18 protein-coding genes are annotated in these 20739 nt (G+C 41.8%); 11 read left to right on the top strand and 7 right to left on the bottom strand.

From position 1 onward, the window contains the following. The coding region (locus FCR06_RS30455) for a glycoside hydrolase (protein ID WP_138506472.1) at positions 1-1577 on the top strand (1577 nt) is incomplete at its 5' end. A gap of 149 nt (positions 1578-1726) precedes the next feature. Here FCR06_RS30455 and FCR06_RS30450 read toward each other — a convergent pair. Together FCR06_RS30450 and FCR06_RS30445 are read right to left on the bottom strand one after the other, a co-directional pair. Next, positions 1727-4477: a cation-translocating P-type ATPase gene (locus FCR06_RS30450; protein ID WP_138506470.1), complete on the bottom strand. Its 2751-nt coding sequence runs from the start codon at positions 4475-4477 to the stop codon at positions 1727-1729. Positions 4478-4747: 270 nt separating this feature from the next. Next, positions 4748-5287: a hypothetical protein gene (locus FCR06_RS30445; protein ID WP_138506468.1), complete on the bottom strand. Its 540-nt coding sequence runs from the start codon at positions 5285-5287 to the stop codon at positions 4748-4750. Positions 5288-5688: 401 nt separating this feature from the next. Here FCR06_RS30445 and FCR06_RS30440 point away from each other — a divergent pair, with 401 nt between their 5' ends. Together FCR06_RS30440 and FCR06_RS30435 are read left to right on the top strand one after the other, a co-directional pair. Then, positions 5689-6114: a universal stress protein gene (locus FCR06_RS30440; RefSeq protein ID WP_138506466.1), complete on the top strand. Its 426-nt coding sequence runs from the start codon at positions 5689-5691 to the stop codon at positions 6112-6114. A 103-nt stretch (positions 6115-6217) separates the two neighbouring features. After that, positions 6218-6691 (top strand): SRPBCC domain-containing protein, encoded by a 474-nt coding sequence (locus tag FCR06_RS30435; protein ID WP_138506464.1) that lies wholly within the window; start codon positions 6218-6220, stop codon positions 6689-6691. Between the two features lie 15 nt (positions 6692-6706). Here the strand turns inward: FCR06_RS30435 and FCR06_RS30430 are convergent, their stop codons facing one another. After that, positions 6707-7093 (bottom strand): hypothetical protein, encoded by a 387-nt coding sequence (locus FCR06_RS30430; RefSeq protein ID WP_138506462.1) that lies wholly within the window; start codon positions 7091-7093, stop codon positions 6707-6709. Between the two features lie 118 nt (positions 7094-7211). On the opposite strand from FCR06_RS30430, the gene FCR06_RS30425 reads away from it, so the two are divergent. The 4 genes from FCR06_RS30425 to FCR06_RS30410 all read left to right on the top strand — a co-directional run bounded on the left by FCR06_RS30425 (position 7212) and on the right by FCR06_RS30410 (position 13625). Further along, a complete protein-coding gene (locus FCR06_RS30425) occupies positions 7212-7892 on the top strand; it encodes a response regulator transcription factor (RefSeq protein WP_138506460.1) in 681 nt (226 codons plus the stop codon). Positions 7893-8009: 117 nt separating this feature from the next. Then, positions 8010-9320 (top strand): sensor histidine kinase, encoded by a 1311-nt coding sequence (locus FCR06_RS30420; protein ID WP_138506474.1) that lies wholly within the window; start codon positions 8010-8012, stop codon positions 9318-9320. Positions 9321-9572: 252 nt separating this feature from the next. Further along, on the top strand, positions 9573-10673 hold the full coding sequence (locus FCR06_RS30415) for a serine/threonine-protein kinase (RefSeq protein WP_138506458.1): 1101 nt from the start codon (positions 9573-9575) through the stop codon (positions 10671-10673). A gap of 915 nt (positions 10674-11588) precedes the next feature. Beyond that, positions 11589-13625 (top strand): serine/threonine-protein kinase, encoded by a 2037-nt coding sequence (locus FCR06_RS30410; protein WP_138506456.1) that lies wholly within the window; start codon positions 11589-11591, stop codon positions 13623-13625. A 92-nt stretch (positions 13626-13717) separates the two neighbouring features. On the opposite strand, the gene FCR06_RS30405 is transcribed toward FCR06_RS30410, so the two are convergent. Continuing rightward, positions 13718-14572 carry a PD-(D/E)XK nuclease family protein gene (locus FCR06_RS30405; RefSeq protein ID WP_138506454.1) on the bottom strand — a complete coding sequence of 285 codons (855 nt, stop codon included), beginning with the start codon at positions 14570-14572 and terminating at the stop codon, positions 13718-13720. Positions 14573-14719: 147 nt separating this feature from the next. On the opposite strand from FCR06_RS30405, the gene FCR06_RS30400 reads away from it, so the two are divergent. Further along, positions 14720-16159: a phosphoglucomutase/phosphomannomutase family protein gene (locus FCR06_RS30400; protein WP_138506452.1), complete on the top strand. Its 1440-nt coding sequence runs from the start codon at positions 14720-14722 to the stop codon at positions 16157-16159. A 139-nt stretch (positions 16160-16298) separates the two neighbouring features. Next, entirely contained in the window at positions 16299-16577 is a 279-nt protein-coding gene (locus FCR06_RS30395) for a LapA family protein (protein ID WP_138506450.1), read from the top strand. Positions 16578-16797: 220 nt separating this feature from the next. On the opposite strand, the gene FCR06_RS34465 is transcribed toward FCR06_RS30395, so the two are convergent. Next, positions 16798-16920 (bottom strand): hypothetical protein, encoded by a 123-nt coding sequence (locus FCR06_RS34465; protein WP_262984725.1) that lies wholly within the window; start codon positions 16918-16920, stop codon positions 16798-16800. A gap of 250 nt (positions 16921-17170) precedes the next feature. Between FCR06_RS34465 and argB the strand changes: the two genes are divergently transcribed. Beyond that, positions 17171-18064 carry an acetylglutamate kinase gene (argB, locus tag FCR06_RS30390; protein ID WP_138506448.1) on the top strand — a complete coding sequence of 298 codons (894 nt, stop codon included), beginning with the start codon at positions 17171-17173 and terminating at the stop codon, positions 18062-18064. Between the two features lie 295 nt (positions 18065-18359). On the opposite strand, the gene FCR06_RS30385 is transcribed toward argB, so the two are convergent. Next, positions 18360-18770, bottom strand: a complete 411-nt coding sequence (locus FCR06_RS30385; protein WP_138506446.1) for a hypothetical protein — start codon at positions 18768-18770, stop codon at positions 18360-18362. A 170-nt stretch (positions 18771-18940) separates the two neighbouring features. On the opposite strand from FCR06_RS30385, the gene FCR06_RS30380 reads away from it, so the two are divergent. After that, the gene (locus FCR06_RS30380; protein ID WP_138506444.1) at positions 18941-19423 is read left to right on the top strand and encodes a tetratricopeptide repeat protein; all 483 of its coding nucleotides are present in this window, start codon (positions 18941-18943) and stop codon (positions 19421-19423) included. A gap of 8 nt (positions 19424-19431) precedes the next feature. Here FCR06_RS30380 and FCR06_RS30375 read toward each other — a convergent pair whose 3' ends face one another. After that, the gene (locus FCR06_RS30375; RefSeq protein ID WP_223280362.1) at positions 19432-20517 is read right to left on the bottom strand and encodes an IS4 family transposase; all 1086 of its coding nucleotides are present in this window, start codon (positions 20515-20517) and stop codon (positions 19432-19434) included. Between the last annotated feature and the right edge of the window lie 222 nt (positions 20518-20739).

The raw sequence follows: 20739 nt of genomic DNA, 5'->3' as shown, positions 1-20739 counted from the left end.
ACCCGATTTTACCTTTGCTAGCCGATACCAACTCTGGTAGGGTAGCTGTGCCAAAAATGACACTACCTAAGCAGCGATTCCAGTGGGCAGAAGATATCCCGCGTCACTTGAAGAAAGCTTGGGACTTGTATAAAGACCGCTTTGGACAGATACCTCGTGGTTTATGGCCTTCGGAACAGTCAGTAAGCCCCCAAATCCTTCCTGATATTATTCACCAGGGATTTAAGTGGATATGCTCAGACGAAGCAGTTTTAGGATGGACGCTAAAACACTTTTTTCATCGGGACGGGGCAGGGAATGTAGAGCAACCAGAACTTTTGTACCAACCTTATCGCCTGCAAACCCCAGCAGGTGATTTGTCAATTGTGTTTCGCGACCACAGATTATCAGATTTGATTGGCTTTACCTACAGTGCGATGCCAGCAAAACAGGCAGCAGCCGACTTAGTGGGACATTTGCAAGCGATCGCGAAAATGCAAAGAGACAGCCAAACTCAACAACCCTGGCTAGTTACCATCGCTTTGGATGGAGAGAATTGCTGGGAATTTTATCCCCAAGACGGTAAACCCTTCCTAGAAGCTTTGTATCAAAGTTTGAGTGATGAACCCCGTCTCAAACTCGTCACCGTTTCCGAATTTTTGGAAGAATTTCCAGCTACAGCCACCATTCCTGGAGGGCAACTACATAGTGGTTCTTGGGTAGATGGCAGTTTCACCACTTGGATCGGCGATCCTGCCAAAAATCGTGCTTGGGATTACTTGACACAAGCAAGAGTTATGTTGGCAAGTCATTCCGAAGCGACAGAAGAAAACAACCCAGAAGCATGGGAAGCATTGTATGCCGCAGAGGGTTCTGACTGGTTCTGGTGGTTTGGTGCAGGACACTCCTCAAATCAGGATGCCATCTTTGATCGGTTATTTCGAGAACACTTGTTTGGTATTTACAACGCATTAAATGAACCTGCACCGCCCTATCTTAAGCAACCAGTGGAAATTCACCAAGCACAGGGAAACCATAGCCCACAGGGGTTTATTCATCCAGTGATTGATGGTAGGGGTGATGAACAAGACTGGGACAAAGCTGGACGCCTAGAAATCGGCGGGGCGCGAGGAACGATGCACAATAGCAGTGTCATCCAGCGACTTTGGTATGGGGTGGATCACCTAAATTTTTATTTACGGGTGGACTTTAAAAGTGGCGCTGCACCAGGGCAGGATTTGCCAGCAGAGTTGAATTTGCTCTGGTTTTATCCAGAGAAAACAATGGTTAATAGCCCAGTTCCCTTAGCAAATGTGCCAAATGCAGCACCACTCAATTACCTTTTCCACCACCTTTTGGAAATTAACTTGCTGACGCAATCGATTCAATTTCAGGAAGCTGGAGACAATTATCAATGGCATCCCCGTACTAGTCGCGCTCAAGTTGCTTTAAATAGTTGTTTGGAGTTGGCAGTGCCGTGGGCAGACTTGCAAGTTCCTCCAGATTATCCGCTACGTTTGATTTTGGTACTTGCTGATGAAGGGCGTTTTTCCAACTATTTGCCAGAAAATGCTTTAATTCCGATTGAGGTGCCTTAGAATTTTTTTGATTTGTGTAAATCCCAAGACTCAGAATCCCCGGCTGGTTGGAAAAGTCGGGGATTTTGTTGTTGAGGCATGATTCGGTAGGACTATATAATTCAATACGCTTAATGTTGACCTACTTAGTAATTTGCTTAGCACTATTTCTAGTTAAGCGGATCGAAACGCTGCAAGATCAGAGCTATAAATACCATTGGCAAACCTACAGCTATACAAATCAGAGCTTGGGTAATTGTCAAAGGTGTAGTGTCAAATAACTGATTCATGACGCTCCACTGACTGAACAGACATTGTAAAGTCACTACAGCCACAATTCCGATCGCTGGTGCATAAGCTACGGGTGTGTGTTTACCCTGGATTCTGGTAACTAAAGATGGTAAAAACTGGGTAATGCTTAACAGGTAAAAGACTTCTGCTGCCACTAATCCATTAATCGCCATCGTGCGAGCTAAGGCTGCATTGCTTGTAGTTTGAAGTATCCATTGAAACACGCCAAAAATTACTATCCAATTGAAGATGGAAATCGCTAAGATGCGCTGGAGCAAACTACCTGATAAAAGCTTTTCTCTGGGGTTACGTGGTGGTTGCTGCATTACCTGTCCGGATTTGGGTTCAAAGGCTAAAGGAGCAATCAATCCTACTGAACTGACCATGTTCAACCAGAGAATTTGGATTGGTAAAATGGGAAGCGCGGTTGCCAGGAGAATGGCAATTAAAATTGTCATTGATTCTCCAACGTTGATCGGTAGCAAGAAAGCGATCGCTTTTCGCAAGTTGCGGTAAACTCCCCGCCCTTCCTCCACAGCTGCTTCAATTGAAGCGAAGTTATCATCAGTTAAAAGCATATCCGCAGATTCTTTAGCAACCTCTGCCCCAGCTATACCCATCGCTACACCAATGTCTGCTTGCTTGAGAGCCGGAGCATCATTGACGCCATCTCCAGTCATGGCAACAATTTCACCCTTGAGTTGCAACGCCTTGACTAAACGCAACTTTTGTTCTGGGGCAACTCGCGCAAACACCATGCCTTGTTCAGCCGCTTGGGCGAATTTTTTTTCATCCATGCGAGTTAATTGCTGTCCGGTGAAGACTTGTGCTTCAGTCGAGCAAATTCCCATTTGGCGGGCGATCGCAGCTGCCGTTAGCGCATGATCCCCAGTAATCATCTTCACCTGAATTCCAGCAGATTGACAGGCGTTGACTGCGGCGATCGCTTCTTCACGAGGTGGGTCGATTATGCCCTGAAGTCCTAAAAATACTAGTCCTTGGTCGAGATCGTGGCGTTCCAAGGAGCCTTTAGCAGCAACTTCTTTACTGGCAAAAGCTAGCACTCGTAAACCTTGGTTTGCCATATGAGCAACTTCCTGTTCCACTGCTCTAGGATTGAGCGCTGCCTGTTGTCCTTGAGCGTCAAGCATGTAATCGCATCGTTGGAGAATTGCCTCCACAGAACCTTTGAGATAAATCACATTTAGCCTTCGCTTAGCATCTAATTCATGCAAAGTCGCCATGTACTGGAATTGAGACTCAAACGGAATAGTATCTATTCTGGGTAATTCTTGCTCGAGATTTTCCTGTGTCAATCCTGCTTTATTAGCAGCCGCAATCAATGCTCCCTCGGTTGGGGTTCCGACTAAGTTCCACCGTCGATCTCGMCATTCGATGTGAGAATCATTGCACAGCAATCCTGCTTCCAAGGATTCCCAAGCAGCAATATGTCCATCTGCATTGAAATCAACGGGCTGCTGATTCATCAAGATTTCACCGTCTGGGGCATAACCAATACCGCTGACGGTATAGTGTTGCCCACCTGCATAAATATTTTGAACCGTCATCTGATTTTCGGTTAACGTGCCAGTTTTGTCAGAACAAATAACAGTGGTACTTCCCAATGTTTCGACGGCAGGTAACTTGCGAATAATCGCGTTACGTCGTGCCATCCGCGAAACCCCGATCGCCAACGTGACAGTGACAATTGCAGGCAATCCTTCTGGAATCGCGCTGACGACGAGAGCCACACTCGCTTTGAAAACATTAATCCAAGATTCGCCTTGTCCTAATCCAACTGCAAATGTTAGGGCAGCCAAACCTAAGATGACATAGAGTAGGGTTTTGCTAAATTTGTCGATATTTCGCGTTAGTGGTGTTTTCAAGCCCGTGCTGCTTTCAATTAACTGCGAGATCCGACCTGTTTCGGTAGCATCGGCGATCGCTACTACAATTCCTTCTGCTTGTCCAAAGGTGACAAAACTTCCTGCATACGCCATATTGCTGCGTTCGGCTAATGGTGTCTCCACAGTCAGCGATGGAGTTGCTTTCTCAACCGGAACGGATTCTCCTGTTAAAGCAGACTCGTCAACTTGTAACCCACGCACAGTTAATAATCGCAGATCCGCAGGTACTTTATTCCCAGATGCTAGCAGTACTAAATCGCCCGGAACAAGCTCAGTTGAAGCCAGACGAGTTTTTTGACCATCGCGAATCACAGTTGCTTCAGTAGTGACAGCTTTGGATAAAGCAGCGATCGCACCTTCTGCTTTCGATTCTTGAATATAACCAATAATGACATTAATCAGGGTGACAGCAAAAATTACTCCTGCATCTATCCAATCCCGCAACAGCAGCGTCACTACTCCTGCCGTCAACAATATATATAGTAGTGGTTGATTAAATTGTTCTAAAAATCGTAGCCAAGGACTTTTTCCACCTTTACTAGTCAGCTCATTTGCACCCATCTGTTCGTGGCGGGTGGCAGCTTCTTCATGGCTCAAGCCTGCTTCAGAATGGCTGGCTAAGGTTTGCATAACTTGTTGTTCTGCTAGAGTATGCCATTCATAGTTGAGTAAATCGTTTGTTGTTTGGCTAAAAGTATTTGTAGCGATCGTGTCTGCTGTCATCTTTATCTCCAAATTGAAAGAACCGTTAAACTAATTCGTAATTCGTAATTCGTAATGCTTGCCAAAGCCGAGAAGCAAGCTACGTAATTCGTAATTAAGATTCATCAGGTTTAATATGAAGTGTTCCTGAATCTGAGTATGAATTGATATTTTTGGATATAGCAAAATAACAATTATTTTGGTTATGTATGAGACTAATTCATACTTTCAATCAGCAACATTAATGTAGATTTATCTGTTTAAATCTGTAGCTTTTTTTAATTGGTGTTATTATGAGAGTCTTTTGCTAGGTTCATAAACATGCCACTCTCGCACACCCCAATAACGGAGAATGGATTCTGCTTGCTGGATTTCATCTACTGTTCCTTCTACCTTCACTACAAATTCTTCTTGAGTGGTTAGCTTAGGGAATGTAGCTTGCCTTTCGGGAGCAAACCAACCTTGAAAAGCACCGTAAACACTGCCGAACATTGCACTTGCTCCACCTGCTAGCAGTGTACCCACAACAGATTCAACTGCTAACGCCGGACCAAAACCGGGAATAACTAATACACCAAGTCCGGCTGTGAGTGCCAGGAATCCTCCAGCTGTTCCTCCTGTAATTGCACCAGCTTTGGCACCTTCGATCGGAGTCATGGGATGTTTATCTGCATTAGTATCCTTGTACAACTTTTCGCATTCAGAGTCTAAAGTAAACACAGAAATTTTCTCTGTCGGAAAGTCAATCGCTTTGAGTTCATCAAGCACCTGTGTAGCAGCTTGACGGGTAGAAATAATGCCTACTGCATTTTTAACTGGACTGAAATTCATAACAACATCTCCCATAAAAATAAGTAAGTTGAAAATGAAGCTTTATTAATCTCGAAATAGGAGAAAATTATAGTTTTGTAGTATGAGCATGAACCGTATTAGACTAAGTATTCGTTTTACGCCTTATTTGGATTATTTTCGTTTATGTGCTTCTATTCTAGGATTGCCGATAAATGTGAACGAAAAGTGAATAGTTCCTTTATCTACTCAGATTTCACTTTTGAATCACATTTATCTCTCAAGCTGAAAGACAATATATAGCAGTCCTAAATGATTTTGAAAGCTTGCTCCTTAGCTGTTGAGTGTCAAATGTTAACACTCAACAGCCATCACTGATATTTTCACAACTCAAATAGGAGTTCTATGTATGTGAACGAAATAATTGATGATTGGAGTTGTATATGAGCTTTAAGAAGATTTTGGTCGCGGTTAATGATTCACCTGCTACTGCAAAAGTGTTTGCCAAAGCACTAGAGTTAGCCCAAACGGACGCTGCTGAGTTGATGATTGGTCATAGCATTGAATTAGCATCTTCTAGCCAGGTGACTGTGAATTTAATAGAACTAGAAATGCAAACACAACAGGCACAAAGCTTACTTGAGGTCTATTATCAAAAAGCGAAAAAACAAGGCATTCTCGCAGAATTCAGTTATCAAACAGGAGATCCTGGGACTAACATCTGTGATTTAGCTCAAAGTTGGGGAGCAGATTTGATTGTACTTGGTCGTAGAGGACTTAAAGGGTTTGCCGAACTTTTCGCCGGAAGTGTGAGCAATCACGTTGTTCATCACGCTCGATGTTCTGTTCTGGTTGTTCAAGGTCAGTAATTCCCTTAGATGGACTGTGCTGATTGAATATGACAACAAAATATCGGGTTCTAGTTAGCAGGAATAGCCGCTTTAATTCTGGTTTTCCTATCAACTTGCACACATGAAAATCTACACTGAAATTGAAATTCAGGCATCTGATGAGCAGGTCTGGAACCTACTCACTGATTTTGCTAGTTTTCCACGTTGGAATTTGTTTATTCGTCAAATTAGTGGTTCGCTGAGTGAAGGGACACAGCTAACCGTTTATTTTCAGCCTCCAGGTACACATATTATGACCTTTCGGGCTACTGTGATTACAGTAGAACCCAATCGGAAATTGTGCTGGTCTGGGCATTTTTTAATCCCAGGACTATTGATCGGCGAACATAGCTTTATTATTGAGCCGTTAGCAAGCGATCGCGTCCGCTTCATTCAGCAAGAATCTTTCCAGGGCTTACTAGTACCTCTGCTGGCTCGTCGATTAAATATTGACGTTCGCCAAGGATTTGAAGCCATGAACCAAACATTGAAAACCAAGGCAGAACGCATTGAACTAGGAACTGGGGATTGGGAACTGGGGATTGGAGACTCTTAAGATTTCGGATCGATGTTATTCCACAATCTCATAGCGCACTAACTTTCTAACATCCTCACGGGGTAGACCTAGTTCTTGGGCAATTGTCGCTTCTATTTGGTTAAACTCTATCGTTGGCAGTTCTAATTCCAATCGCTTCAGGATGGGGTCTGCTGTTTCCACTTCTACCTGAGTAATTCTTTTAGTTCGGTTGACCGCAGCATTAATCAGCAACACATTGACTGATAACCGTGCTTCTAGTTGAGTATCTGACTGAAGTTTTTTCTCTGTAGAGTAGGATTGACTGAACTCCCCAGCAGCTAAAAAACTACAGCCAAACCAAAATACAATCGCTACTAGTGGTAAAGGCAACCAAAATTCTAATCCCAGCCCTTGCAGCCAACGTTTACTGATCCGCCACACATTGCACCTGCCTGTGATTTTTCCACGTTATACTTCATCACACATTGATTCTGACTGATGAAAGACGTTGAAATTGCTTTAATGCATTATTGTAAATAAGCTGAAGCTAACAAAGGTGATGAAAATCTTACTAGCAGAGGACGATCCAAAGCAATTAATGCCGCTGCAAACGGTTCTCTCCCAGGCCGGACACAACGTTGATGGTGTCAAGGATGGTGAAACAGCTCAATGGCTTTTAGCCCAAAAAGAATATGACCTGCTGATTTTGGATTGGATGTTACCTCGAATTAGTGGAGTGAGTTTGTGTCAACAGTATCGGGCGGCAGGAAAAACAGCTCCCATATTAATTATTACGGCAAAAGATACCACACCTGATAAAGTCATAGGATTAGATGCCGGAGCAGATGACTACCTAGTCAAACCAATTGATATCGTGGAATTCATGGCACGGGTGCGGGCATTGAGAAGGCGATCGCCTCTCTGGCAAGGAGATACTCTCTGCTTGGCAGACCTGCAACTTCATCTCGACAAACTGACTTTGGAGCGACAAGGAGCGCTTGTCTCCCTTTCCAGCCAAGAATTTCAATTACTAGAGTATTTCATGCGTCATCCCAGGCAAGTACTTAGTCGCAACCAAATTGAGCAAGCCGTATGGGAGTGGGGTAGTGAGCCAGAAAGCAATGCAATCACCGTTCTAGTTCGTAAACTTCGCCAACGTTTGCAAACATTAGCAGCAGGGGATTTGATTGAAACCGTTTACGGTATGGGCTATCGTCTCAACCCTCCAGAATCATCTTAAAATTTGATAACACCTGAGACCACAATAAGGGTAGTGCAGTTCAATCAGTTGAAAAAGTTGTAATTGATAATTACGAATTACGAATTACGAATTACGAATTACGAATTAGCATCAGTTGTGTTTAACCGCAGTCGTCGTAACTTAGCTCGTTGGTTTACCCTTTCAATGGGGTGCATTCTCATTCTATTTGCTGGAGTCATTTATAATCTTGAGGTAAAAGACAAGCTCAAAGCATTAGATCAACTGCTTTATAAAAGAGCAGAGCTAATGGCAGCCAGTTCGCAGTATCGGCTGTATCAAGGACAAAAACAAGTCGATTTGAGCAATATACCGCTATTGGGTAGTGGTTCTCACCCTGCTGATATTGAACTGATCTACGTTCGCTGGTATGAACCGAATGGCAAACTCAAGCGGTTTTTTGGTACTCCACCTCCAGAACAGTTAAAAACAGCATTTGGATTTCTCACTATTAAATCTATTGACCAGTTAACAGGTGAGGAGCTTTGGCTTCGTCAAGTCACGCTACCTGTTGGAGGAGGAAATTCAGTCATCGGCTATCTTCAAGTTGCTATTCCGCTGACAGAGACTCAAAACGATCTCAGACAATTTCAGTTAATGTTGACCTTAGCTGTACCTGTAGCACTGGGGTTTATTGGACTTACAGGTTGGGTGCTTGGTGGCATAGCTATGCAGCCTGTTCAGTCAGCCTATAACCAGCTGCAACGCTTTACTTCAGATGCTTCTCATGAATTGCGATCGCCCCTTTCGGCGATTTTGACCAATGCCCAAGTCGGGCTACTAATGGCAACAGACCGTCCTCAGCTTCATCCCACACTAAAGAACATTATTGATAGTGCCAAGTCGATGAGTACCTTGGTAAATAACCTACTACTGTTAGCTCGCCATCAAGGACAATTAACTCCACAATCGCTCAAAAAAGTAAATCTTAATAGTTTACTGGAGGATCTAGCCGTTGACTATACTACTATTGCTGCAAAAGCATCGATCCAGTTGATCAGCCATTTACCAGAACCACCTTTTAATTTATGGGCTGACCCAGATTTGCTGCGGCAAGCTGTTGAAAACTTGATCGACAACGCTTGCAAATACACTCCCTCAGGTGGAACTGTCTGGTTACGCTTAGAACCTCACTCAGATCGGGCAGTGATTCAGGTCATCGATACCGGGATTGGAATTCCAGAGGTAGATTTACCTTACATTTTTGATCGCTTTTACCGAGTTGACACAGAACGAGCTAGAGAAAGCGGCGGATTTGGGTTAGGATTGGCGATCGCTCAACAAATTGTCCAAGCTCACGGCGGTCATATTCAGGTGATGAGTCATGAAAATAAAGGCTCGACGTTCCAAATAAAATTACCGCAGATGGACATGCTTAAATCAGCTTTCACAGATGATCCTTCATCATAAAAATCTAAAGCAAAGCTAGCCAATATAAAAGTGACTATTAGTGAATTCAACTAGAGCATTTTCAAAAGGGGTTGTAAGAACTTTCAACACCAAATATCACTCAAGCGTACTGCTATATAACTGTTTGGATTGTACTTTTTGAATTTTTACTTAGCGAGTAGTAATCATTTGACAAAGTTTCAGTAATGTTACTGTTGCCAGAGAAGATTCATCGTAGAATTAAAGACACTTTAGAACAGATATTCTCCAAAAATGAATCGCTTTTCTCAAAAAATTACGGATTCTGACGATAGCACTTCACAACATATAAAGCTAAGCCAAGGGTCTGGTTGCAAGCAACTACTCCGCGATCGCTATAAAATACTTCAAGTTTTGGGTAGAGGTGGTTTTGGGATCACATTTTTAGCTAAAAATACCCAGTTGCCAGGGAATACCGTGTGTGTCGTTAAACAGCTATTACCAAAAGTGACTAGTCACCAAAGTTGGCAAAAAGCATGTATGCGCTTTGAAAAAGAAGCAAAAACCTTGGCTCTACTCGGTAGTCATCCTCAAATTCCCATGTTACTAGACTACTTTCAAGTGAATCAGGAGTTTTACTTAGTTCAAGAATACGTAAAAGGTTCTACTCTGGCACGTGAAGTACGACAAACTGGGACAAAAAGTGAAGCTTCAGTTAAACAGTTTTTACAGGAATTATTGCCAGTATTACGGTATCTTCATCAACATCATGTAATTCATCGAGATATTAAACCCCAAAATTTATTACGGTGTGAAGATGATGGACGGGTAGTACTAATTGATTTTGGTGCAATTAAAGAACAATTAATTGATACTTATGAAAACTCAATTAATTTATCTAGAAGTACCAGTTTTGTTGGGACTATGGGATTTGCACCACCAGAACAGTTTTCTTTACGTCCAGTTTATGCAAGTGATATTTATGCACTCGGTGTAACTTGTATTTATATGTTAACTGGCAAAAGTCCTTTAGAATTCGACCAAGACCCAAGTAGTGGCGAGATTTGTTGGCAAAAAGAGGTAAATATCAGTGATAATTTTGCCCAGGTTTTAGAAAAAATGGTGAAATTTTCTTTACACAAGCGTTTTCAAACTGCGGATGAAGTAATAAAAGCTTTAGCTAAAGAAAATTATTCGCCTAGCTTGGCAAACTGCCTAACTAACCAAAAATTACAAAAGAAAAGTATTAAACATTACGAAATTCCAGAATCCGAAATTACATATCACCAAGTTAACCATTCCCAAATTACACAACAAGAAAATTCTGATGTGTATTTACCACCTGTAGTCAGAACTGCTACTACAATTCGCAGATGGAAAGCAAGACTAAAATAAATAAGGCAACTTCAAGAAATAAATTATCTTGTTTGAGGTTGGTGATTGATGACTGATGACTCTTGAGAGCCAGTTGTTCAACAGGGGCAACCCTACGTTCGGGTAGCATCTCCGATACGAGAAGTTCTGATCGGAGGAAGCTTCTGCTCAGACAACTCTGGGCAACGCACTGGCTCCTTTTAAGTCTGAACAGACGGATATTTTTTATTTGTCAGTCTTTAAGGTTGTACAATTAAGTCAAGCAAGTATCAAATGAATAATTCATTATCGAAAACAGAAAATATCAAAAAGAAATTTAGTAAGAATTTTGACTATGTTTGAGAATCAGTGATGATTAATTAATCTAGATTATTGTTTAATACTTAGTAATCGATTGATTGCAAATATACAAGAAAAAGTACTAAAGTGAATACTTCTAAAAAAATTATTATTCAGATTATTATATAATCGAAAGAATAATTAATTCTATGGCTCTCGTAGTTTTCCACGAATGAGGAAGACTGATTAAGCTAAAGTGCTGAAAAATAGTATATCTTTTGATGAAGATTGTCATTGAGCATGGTTCATGGGGCATTGGACATTGGTTATTCACAAATAGCAAATGACAAAGCGCCAAGTATGAGCGGAGGTTTCTTCAGAGCAGACACCACTTGCTACCCTTCTGTTGACAAAGACGCACTCGCGTTCGGGAAGGCCTGCCTCAACTTTGTCAAAAAGGACAAATGACAAGTTCATGAGTAAATATACTATTTAAATGCGTCACAGCTTGCTATTTACAAACGCTACCTAGATTAAGTAATTCCCGAATCCCGAAAACAGGGTTTTTCTACCACAAGTAAGCGAGAGTCAATTCTTTTAAGGGTAAATACGGGGCAAACTTAGCTTAAGTTGTCATGCAGTCGCGCCTGTCAGATCATGATCTGCTGCTTAAATCCCGATTGCCCAAATCCCCTGAATCCCAATGGAAAGAAGTTTTGCCAAAGTTGTGGCATCCCACTGGTGTCGCTTTTGAGAAATCGCTTCCGTGTTATCCGAGTCCTTTCAGATGAGGGGGGATTTGGCAGAACTTATCTATCAGAAGACATAGATAAACTCAATGAACGCTGTGTCATCAAGCAATTAGCTCCAAAATTCCAAGGAACTTGGTCGCAAAAAAAGGCGATGGAGTTGTTTGCTCAAGAAGCGCAGCGACTACAAGAACTCGGGGAACATCCCCAAATTCCGACTTTGTTGGCTTATTTTGAGCAAGATGGCTGTTTGTATTTAGTGCAGCAGTTTATTAATGGAGAGAATTTATTAAAAGAGTTGCAACAGCGCAAGAAGACCTATAGTGCTAGGGAAATTCAAGCTATTTTGCTGGATTTACTGCCTGTAGTCAAGTTTATCCACGATCGCAATGTGATTCATCGAGATATCAAGCCAGAAAATATCATCCGGCATAAAAGTGATGGGCGATTAAGCTTGATTGATTTTGGTTCTTCAAAGCAATTTACAGCCAGAGTTCAAAATAAATCTGGCACATCTATTGGTTCACATGGTTATTCCCCTCTAGAACAAATTCGAGATGGTAAAGCTTTAAAAGCGAGTGACTTGTTCGGTTTAGGGGCTACCTGCTTTCACCTACTAACAGGAACTTCCCCATTTCAATTGTGGATGGAATCTGGGTATGCCTGGGTGAGTAATTGGCGGCAATATTTACGCAGTCCATTAAATGCTGAATTGGACTTGGTAATAGACAAACTTTTAAAAAAAGACATCCAACAACGGTATCAGTCAGCTGATGAAGTTCTTAGAGACTTGGTGCAAAAACAACCACTCGCACTGCCACCAGCCGGGAAGTCAACTGCTACAATTCCAGTCACTAAAGCTTCAGATTTATCAAAAAGTTATGGCTTAGTAAGAATTTTAATTTTAGTAAGCGCTTTGATTATGCTGTTTGGATTTAGCGAATCTTGGTATAAAAATTTTCGCCGGATTCAAACTAGTTTGTCTTCTAGGCTAATTGGGCATAGTCCGAGCAAAAATAACCCGCTTGTTGATGAAGCGCCAAAAATTACCTTGGGCAAGGTTTTCTTAGCTAACAGCCTCCAAGGACACCAAAACTCAGTTTTATCTGTCGCCATCAGTCCTGATGGTAAAACTATCGCCAGTAGTGGCGACGACCGCAAAATTAAACTTTGGAATTTAGCAACTGGAAAACAAATCTCTTCACTCAACACTTATTCAGGGCAGGTGAATATCGTGGTTATTAGTCCAGATGGCAAAACTCTGGTGAGTGGTAGTGATGACAGCACCATCAAAGTTTGGAATCTGGCAACAGGACGGCAAATTCGCACTCTGAGTGGTCATTCTGACTCAGTTCATGCCTTAGCGATCGCTGCTGATAGCCAGACCCTAGTTAGTGGTAGTGATGACAACACCATCAAAATCTGGGATTTAGTAACTGGAGAGCAAATTAAAACATTAATAGGGCATACATTCTGGGTGCGTTCAGTGGCTATCAGCCGGGATAGCGTGATTCTAATTAGTGGCAGTTTTGACAAAACCATCAAAATTTGGAATCTGACAAAAGGATATTCAATCCGCACCTTAGAGGGAAATTCTCAAACAGTAACAAATGTCGCTATTAGCCCGGATGGTAAAACTTTAGCCACTGCTAGCCGCGATCGCACTATTAAACTCTGGAATATCGCCACCGGAAAAGAAATTCGCACCCTAGTCGGACATACCAACACAGTCACAGCCGTAGCCTTTAGTGCCGATGGTCAAATTCTTGCTAGTGGTAGCCGCGATCACACCATTAAACTTTGGAATATCGCCACAGGAGAAGAGATTCTCACATTGGTAGCGCACACCAATACTGTAACATCTGTCGCCTTCAGTCCTGATAGCAAGACTCTTGTCAGCGGTAGTGACGATAATACTATTAAAATTTGGCGGTTGTCTGAATGAGGGGCGCAAGGGAAGCAGAAAAGCAGGAGGGCATACGGGAAAGTGCTGCAATTTTTCCTCTGCTCCCTGCCTCTTGGCAATGGCTTAAAATATTAGCTATTAGCTCTTAAACTGGGCAATGGATACGATTGAGGTTGCTTGAAATCGGCAAATTCACAAATAGAATTAAATGGGCAAAAGCGGCAGTGAGAGCCAGGATTCGGAGGAAAAATTTTACTAAAATTACTAGTTTCTTCTTGATATTGTTGTAAATCGTACTGATGTTTATGGGCAATGCTTGCTAATTCAAATTTTAAAGATTTTAATTCGCTATTATTAATGCTAATTAATTCCGATTTTTTACAAATTTCTAAATTATAAAATGAAGCGACAGCTTGTCGTCCGGGGTAAAGATAACGAGCAGCGAGTAAATAAACTAAAGCCTGTCGTTGGTCAAAAGCCGATTTACCAGTTTTGAAATCTAAAATGTGTAAAGTGCGATCGCTTTCAATGAAAACACAATCCATAGCTGCATATAAGCGAAAGCAATAATCATTTTGTTCAATCACAATCGGTTTGGGAAAACCTTCGTCGCCAGGAGTTAATTGGATAATATTTTTATTCAAAAGCAAGGGAGCATCATGATATTTTTTTAAAATTTGTAGCACCCTTTGTCGGACTTGATCGCTTGAGTTGCTTAATTTTAGTAGCTGGGCAACTTTTTCTACACCATCTGATTGCAGCAAAAGATGTCTGTGATTATGAAACTCATAAACGCCTTTTTGGGCAAGTATCCCAATCCGCTGCGGTGCAGTGGCTTTTGCTAATAGCGCTTTGACTTGTGGTTCGTGTTGCCGTGCTTTGATAAACCCGCGTCTCATCTGGCAATGCCAGCGTTCTTGCCCTGACGCTGGGGCAACTAAAGACCAAAGGTGATAACTGGCAAAAGGTCGATCAGGGGTTGACATTGCTCAGAAACAGTGAGAAAAAGTACGGTGGTAAGAACTATCTTTGACAGTATCCGCTGAAGATAACTTCCGAGGATACTTGCTGCTACACACGCTTTGCGGGAAGCTTTTAATAGTACTGATGATGTACCGGAGCAAGTGGCAAAAATGAGCGCTAGTAGCAATTCCAGCAAGATAAAATTTGGTACCGATGGATGGCGAGGCATTATTGCCGATGACTTTACTTTCCCCAATGTGCGGAAAGTAACAAGAGCGATCGCCAGTTACCTCGAAACAGCCTACACAAAAGATAGACCAGTACTTATTGCCTACGATACTCGGTTTTTAGCTGACCAGTTTGCCCAAACAGCGGCCCAAGTCTTGGCAGACTTAGGTTGGACAGTAAAAATTACCGATCGGGATTGTCCTACACCAGTAATTGCCTACAACGCCCGTCACTTAAATTCTGCTGGGGCGTTGATGTTTACTGCTAGCCATAATCCAGCACCATACTGTGGAATTAAATATATCCCCGATTATGCTGGACCTGCCACTCCAGAGATTACTGATACTATTGTGGCAAATATAGAAAGTGCATCGGATCATCTGCCTAATAGCAACCGATCTGATTTAATTTCTACTTTCGATCCAAAGCCAGATTACCTGCAATTTATCTATACGCTGCTCGATGTAGAACGAATTAAAAGCGCGAATTTAAAAGTAAAATACGATGCTCTTTATTCTACATCTCGTGGTTATTTAGATGAAGTTTTGCAACATAGTGGCGCTCAGTTAGAAAGTTTCCATACTTGGAGGGATGTATTATTTGGCGGTGGGATGCCTGAACCCAAAGGAGAACAATTAGTTGGGTTAGTAGAAGCAGTAGTCGGAGATCGCGCAGATTTGGGTTTGGCGACAGATGGAGATAGCGATCGCTTTGGTATTGTGGATGAACAAGGAACTGTCCTCACTCCGAATACTGTGCTGTTAGTTTTAGCACGACATTTAATCAAAAATAAAGGTAAAAGCGGCGCGATTGTCCGTACTGTCGCTACAACCCATCTGCTAGACAATTTTGCGGCTAAATATGGGCTGCAAATTTATGAGACACCAGTAGGCTTTAAATATATCGGTGAAAAAATGCGGGAGACCACCGTACTGATTGGTGGGGAAGAATCAGGCGGATTAAGTGTAATTGGCCATATTCCTGAAAAAGATGGTGTTTTAGCCGATATGCTAGTGGCAGAAGCCATTGCTTATGAAGGCAAACCCCTAAGTCAGTTAGTAGCAGAAGCGATCGCCGAAGCCGATGGCCCACTTTACAATACCCGTCTTGACTTGCACCTCACCGAGTCTCACAAAACCGCTGTCATCGACTCCTTTACCAAAAATCCACCCACAGAGGTAGCAGGAATAAAAGTCAAGGAAGTCGGACGTAAAGACGGGATTAAACTCTATTTAGAAGAAGGTAGCTGGGTCTTACTACGCCCTTCCGGTACAGAACCCTTGGTGCGCGTTTACCTAGAAACCAACTCTCCCGAAAAATTGACCCAAATCTCTCAAGAGTTAGAGAATGCCATTGCTAAGCTAGAAGCAGTAGCAGTTTAATTCAGTCAGAGTTAAGAATCAAAGTTAAGAATTATGAGTTTTGAGTTAAGAATTGTAAATTAGCAATTCTTAACTCTTAATTTATAACTTCAATCGATATGTCAATTCTTAACTCCTTACTCCTGACTTAAATCGAAATATGAGAACTTTAGCTCCTTTATTGACAACCGTAGTTATAGCTATTTGGGTAATCGCGATCGCGATTATTTCAGTTCAAAATGCCACACCAGTATCGTTAAATTTCTTAACATTTAAATCAATACAAATACCAGTGGGTTTAGTTTTAGCTTTTTGTGGGGTTATCGGGCTAATTAGCGTGGCATTGCTGCAACCCCTCTGGGATCTTGCTGGTTCTGGACAGGGTAATTCTCGATTAGAAGATGATGCAGAATTTTTTGTTGATGATGAAGATTTTTAAGTTTTGAAAAAACATACGAAAGTACATGCTTATATCCTTAGACCAATTTCGGGGATGTTGCAGCATACATAGCCGTTTTAATAATTTCTGCATCACTCATCTGTCTGCGACAATCTTTATCATGGGCGATCGCGCTCTTGTATGAATGAATCGAGAAGACTTTGACGCACCAATTCCACGTATAGCCGTAGTCATATAAGTTAGGACATAATGACAAGCGTCAATGTATAGGAGCAGTAATAGTTTTACCTCCAGCAAGAACTGCCTTCATCCGACGCTCTCTACGAGACGCTCTTGCTAGCTTGCTTCTCTGTAAGAGTACGTGGACACGGCTTAGCTGCACTATCCTGCCTCCTGCTATATTAGCCCTAACGTCTAGTGCAACTATAATAGAGCCTATTTTATTAACCAAGATTTTTGCCAAGCTTAGTATTAATGGTCGTATTCATCCCGTTTCTACAGGCATTGAACCCTCGTAAATTTGCAACGGTATTGTTTCTTTGTGGGAATTCATACTCCTTGCCTTATTGTTACAGGTTCCAAAGTCTTCTACACTGACTGAAATAGGTTTTAATTTTCAATGGCGGCTCCTCATGACGGTTAATGATACTGAGTACATTAGGCAAGCTGAAGCCACTCGTGTGCAAGTACTAAGCGAAGCACTTCCTTACATTCAACAATTCGCCGGTCGTACTGTTGTTGTTAAATACGGTGGCGCGGCGATGAAAGATAGCACACTTAAAGACCAAGTCATCCGTGACATTGTATTCTTATCTTGCGTTGGCTTGCGGCCAATTCTAGTCCACGGTGGTGGTCCAGAAATCAACAGTTGGCTAGATAAATTGGGAATAGAACCGCAATTTAGAAATGGTCTGCGAGTTACCGATGCCCCCACAATGGATGTAGTGGAAATGGTTTTAGTCGGTCGAGTCAATAAAGAAATTGTGGCGCTGATTAACCAAGCTGGAGGGTTGGCCGTAGGACTTTGTGGCAAAGATGGTAATCTGATCACAGCTCGTCCCCAAGGTCAAGAAGGTATCGGTTTTGTAGGGGAAGTCAGCAATGTAGATATCAAAATTTTAGAAACCTTGGCTAGTAACGGCTATATTCCCGTAGTCTCCAGTGTCGCGGCAGATGAGACAGGACAAGCCTACAACATTAATGCTGATACTATAGCTGGAGAAATCGCCGCAGCATTAGGAGCAGAAAAGTTAATTTTATTAACCGATACCAGAGGTATCTTAAAAGATTATAAAGACCCATCTACCTTGGTTCCAAAAGTAGATATTCGGGAAGCTCGTGAGTTGATTGCTGCTGGTATAGTCAGCGGTGGTATGATTCCTAAAGTCAATTGTTGCGTACGATCGCTTGCTCAAGGAGTACGGGCAGCACACATCATTGATGGTCGCATTCCCCACGCTCTATTATTAGAAATTTTTACTGATGTTGGGATTGGAACGATGATTCTTGGTTCGCAGTTTACTTAATAGGAGCTCTCCCCAAGGCGGAAGTCAAAAGTCAAAAGTCAAAAATATTAAACCTCTGGTTACGAATCAAAGAAACACTTAATAAATCAAAAGCTTGATTTGATCAGCTTTAGGCATAGTGTTTCTTAAGAGTCGTGAGTGATGAGTTAGGAGCTTCGCCAAAGACTCCAAAAGCTGTGGTGAAGAGTTGCAAATTGTTCTCTTCACACCTCTCCACCTCCCGATTGGTGAGTTTCGACTACGCTCAACTACCGCGAAGTCGAACTACATCTTCCTCATCAAGCTACTTCCCACTCTACCGGGGATAGGTAATAATAACCCGTGATCGCCCGCCACTAAATGGTGTACGACGCCATGAATTGTTTATAATCACCGGATTAACTAGTGTTGAGTCGCCAATTGCCGGATTAATCAAAGTTGGATTAATCAAAGTTGAATTTCTTACCCTCTGTCTGACCCCAGGATAAGAATAATTATTGTAGTAATCAGTGCGTTGTGGCATTAATCCTGTTGCCGGATCTACAGGCATGGGTGTGGGAATCGGACTACCATAAATGAAGGAACCAACAGCAGGCGATTGCCTAAATCCAGAACCACCATCAATTATGATGATTTGGGCGGATGCTGGAGCGATCGTAGCGCTCATCGCTGCTAAAGATATACCAGCTCCTAGCCAATACAATTGTAAATGCTTGATTTTCATCATATTTTGATAACTTGATATTTGATACCGGAATTTTTAACGACAAAATAGCTACAGCTACTTAATTAAAATTTTAGAAGTTTATCTACTTTCAGGTTGTCTACCTATGAAAAGATTTTAAAAAGATTGCTGGACTTGGCAAAATAAAAACAGTGGTAATTTGTGTGCAGAACGTGAGTGCAGAAAGTATAGAAATTGCTAAAACCCGTTACCAGACTGGGAAGATTGCCTTTGAAAATGGGCAGTACCGCCAAGCCGTAGAAAATTTAGAAAAGGCAAGCGCCCTGTTAGTTCACAATTCTCGTCTTGGGGGTGAAGTAGATATTTGTTTGGTGACTGCTTATGAAGCAGCTGGACGTACTGATGATGCGATCGCTCTTTGCGAAAGGCTCAAGCGCCACCCGCATTTTGAAATTAGCAAACAAGCACGACGGGTGCTTTATATTTTAAAAGCACCAAAGCTGAAAAGACCCAGCGAGTGGATGACTCAAATCCCCGATTTAGGCGCACTACCCGATAACGAACTTAAAATTTCTATTGCTGCTAAATCTCCTAAATCTTCTGTGCAGCAGAAGCCTAAACCTAGTGAGCCAGAATTTGTTGACCTAAGTCAGGTCAATACCAAAGATAATCGCTTTATCTGGCTGACGGGGTGACAAGGAGGCTAGAAGGCTGATTGAATAAGGGTCATAGCACGTAGACCCCGTTGAAAATAGGGAAGTTTACTAGGCTTGAGATGCACAAGTGCGATCGCCAAATCTGACCAAAACTCCATAGCACCTACCCATAAACACCCATATAATCCAATCCAAAAAGTACTATGTCGGCGTGTATAACGCTTTAATTCTTGAATGCGACCAATATATTGTTGTAGCCCCATTTTTCGGGATTTGCGACCAGCTAAAACTGCAATTGTGTAGGCGATTGCAATCAATAAAATTAGTGCAATTAATCGTTGTCCAGTTGCGTAGGTTGATTCCAAATTATAACCACCTGTTTTACAATCTTTAAACATAGCTTCGATGCCACTCCGCAACTTAAATGCTTTAACGGCATCTGGAAGACTATCAAGGTTCGTTAACAAAAACCACCCAGAAGGCTCAAGCTTACCACGGTATTTGCGCTTGTAATATCCAACCAAATTAAATTTGGCAAAACCTTTCTGTTTGGTAGCTTGAATTTCTGGCAGAAACAATGAGATACCAGGATTTAATTCTAAAGATTGTAAGCGTTGGTATGGCTGTTTTTCTTGTCGAATATAAGTGCTTTGTTTTTGACGCAATACAAAGCCAATTTCCTTGGTCTGTAACCAATTCGCCAGTTTTATACTATGAAACTCTCTATCTCCCAGCACGAGAATTTGATATCCCTTGAATAACTGCAGCAATGGTCGTATTAATTTTTTCTGCTCGCCTAAATTACTACATCCTCTTTTGGATAACAATAGCCAATTAACAGGTATTGCTCTTTTTTGTTCAATTAAACTAATTACAAATACATTTTGTGAACGCCACTGTGTTCTATCAATAGCGAATATCAGTCTTTTTTCTCCTGTTTTGAGGCTATTTTTTACCCATCGTTTGATGAGAGGAAACCATAAATATGGAATTGACAACTGGGGTAGTAGTAAAAATCTTTGAATACTCCTTCGCCGACTTTCAAATCTTATGGGTTGCGGAAATACTGTTGCTAGCTTCTCAATTGTCACAGTTTTATGAAATTGCAATAGCATCAGCAAGATTTCTAGCATCTTGTACTGCGTAGGTGTCAGTACATTTTCAAAGCAAGTTTGGTAGAATTTAGGTAACATTATCATTTGATAGGTCTTGTTGAGAATACCTGACCTATCTTTTTTTACCTCAAAACGGTCACGCTCTTTTATTTGCTTTGTTTCAGCCCCTTTGTCACCCCTTCAGCAAAACGGTCACGCTCTTTTATTTGCTTTGTTTCAGCCCCTTTGTCACCCCTTCAG

Origin of the sequence: Nostoc sp. PA-18-2419, from assembly GCF_005869855.1 — a bacterium.
Lineage (GTDB): Bacteria > Cyanobacteriota > Cyanobacteriia > Cyanobacteriales > Nostocaceae > Nostoc.
Note: the sequence above shows the minus strand (reverse complement) of the source record. Positions and strands in the feature narration are given on the sequence as shown.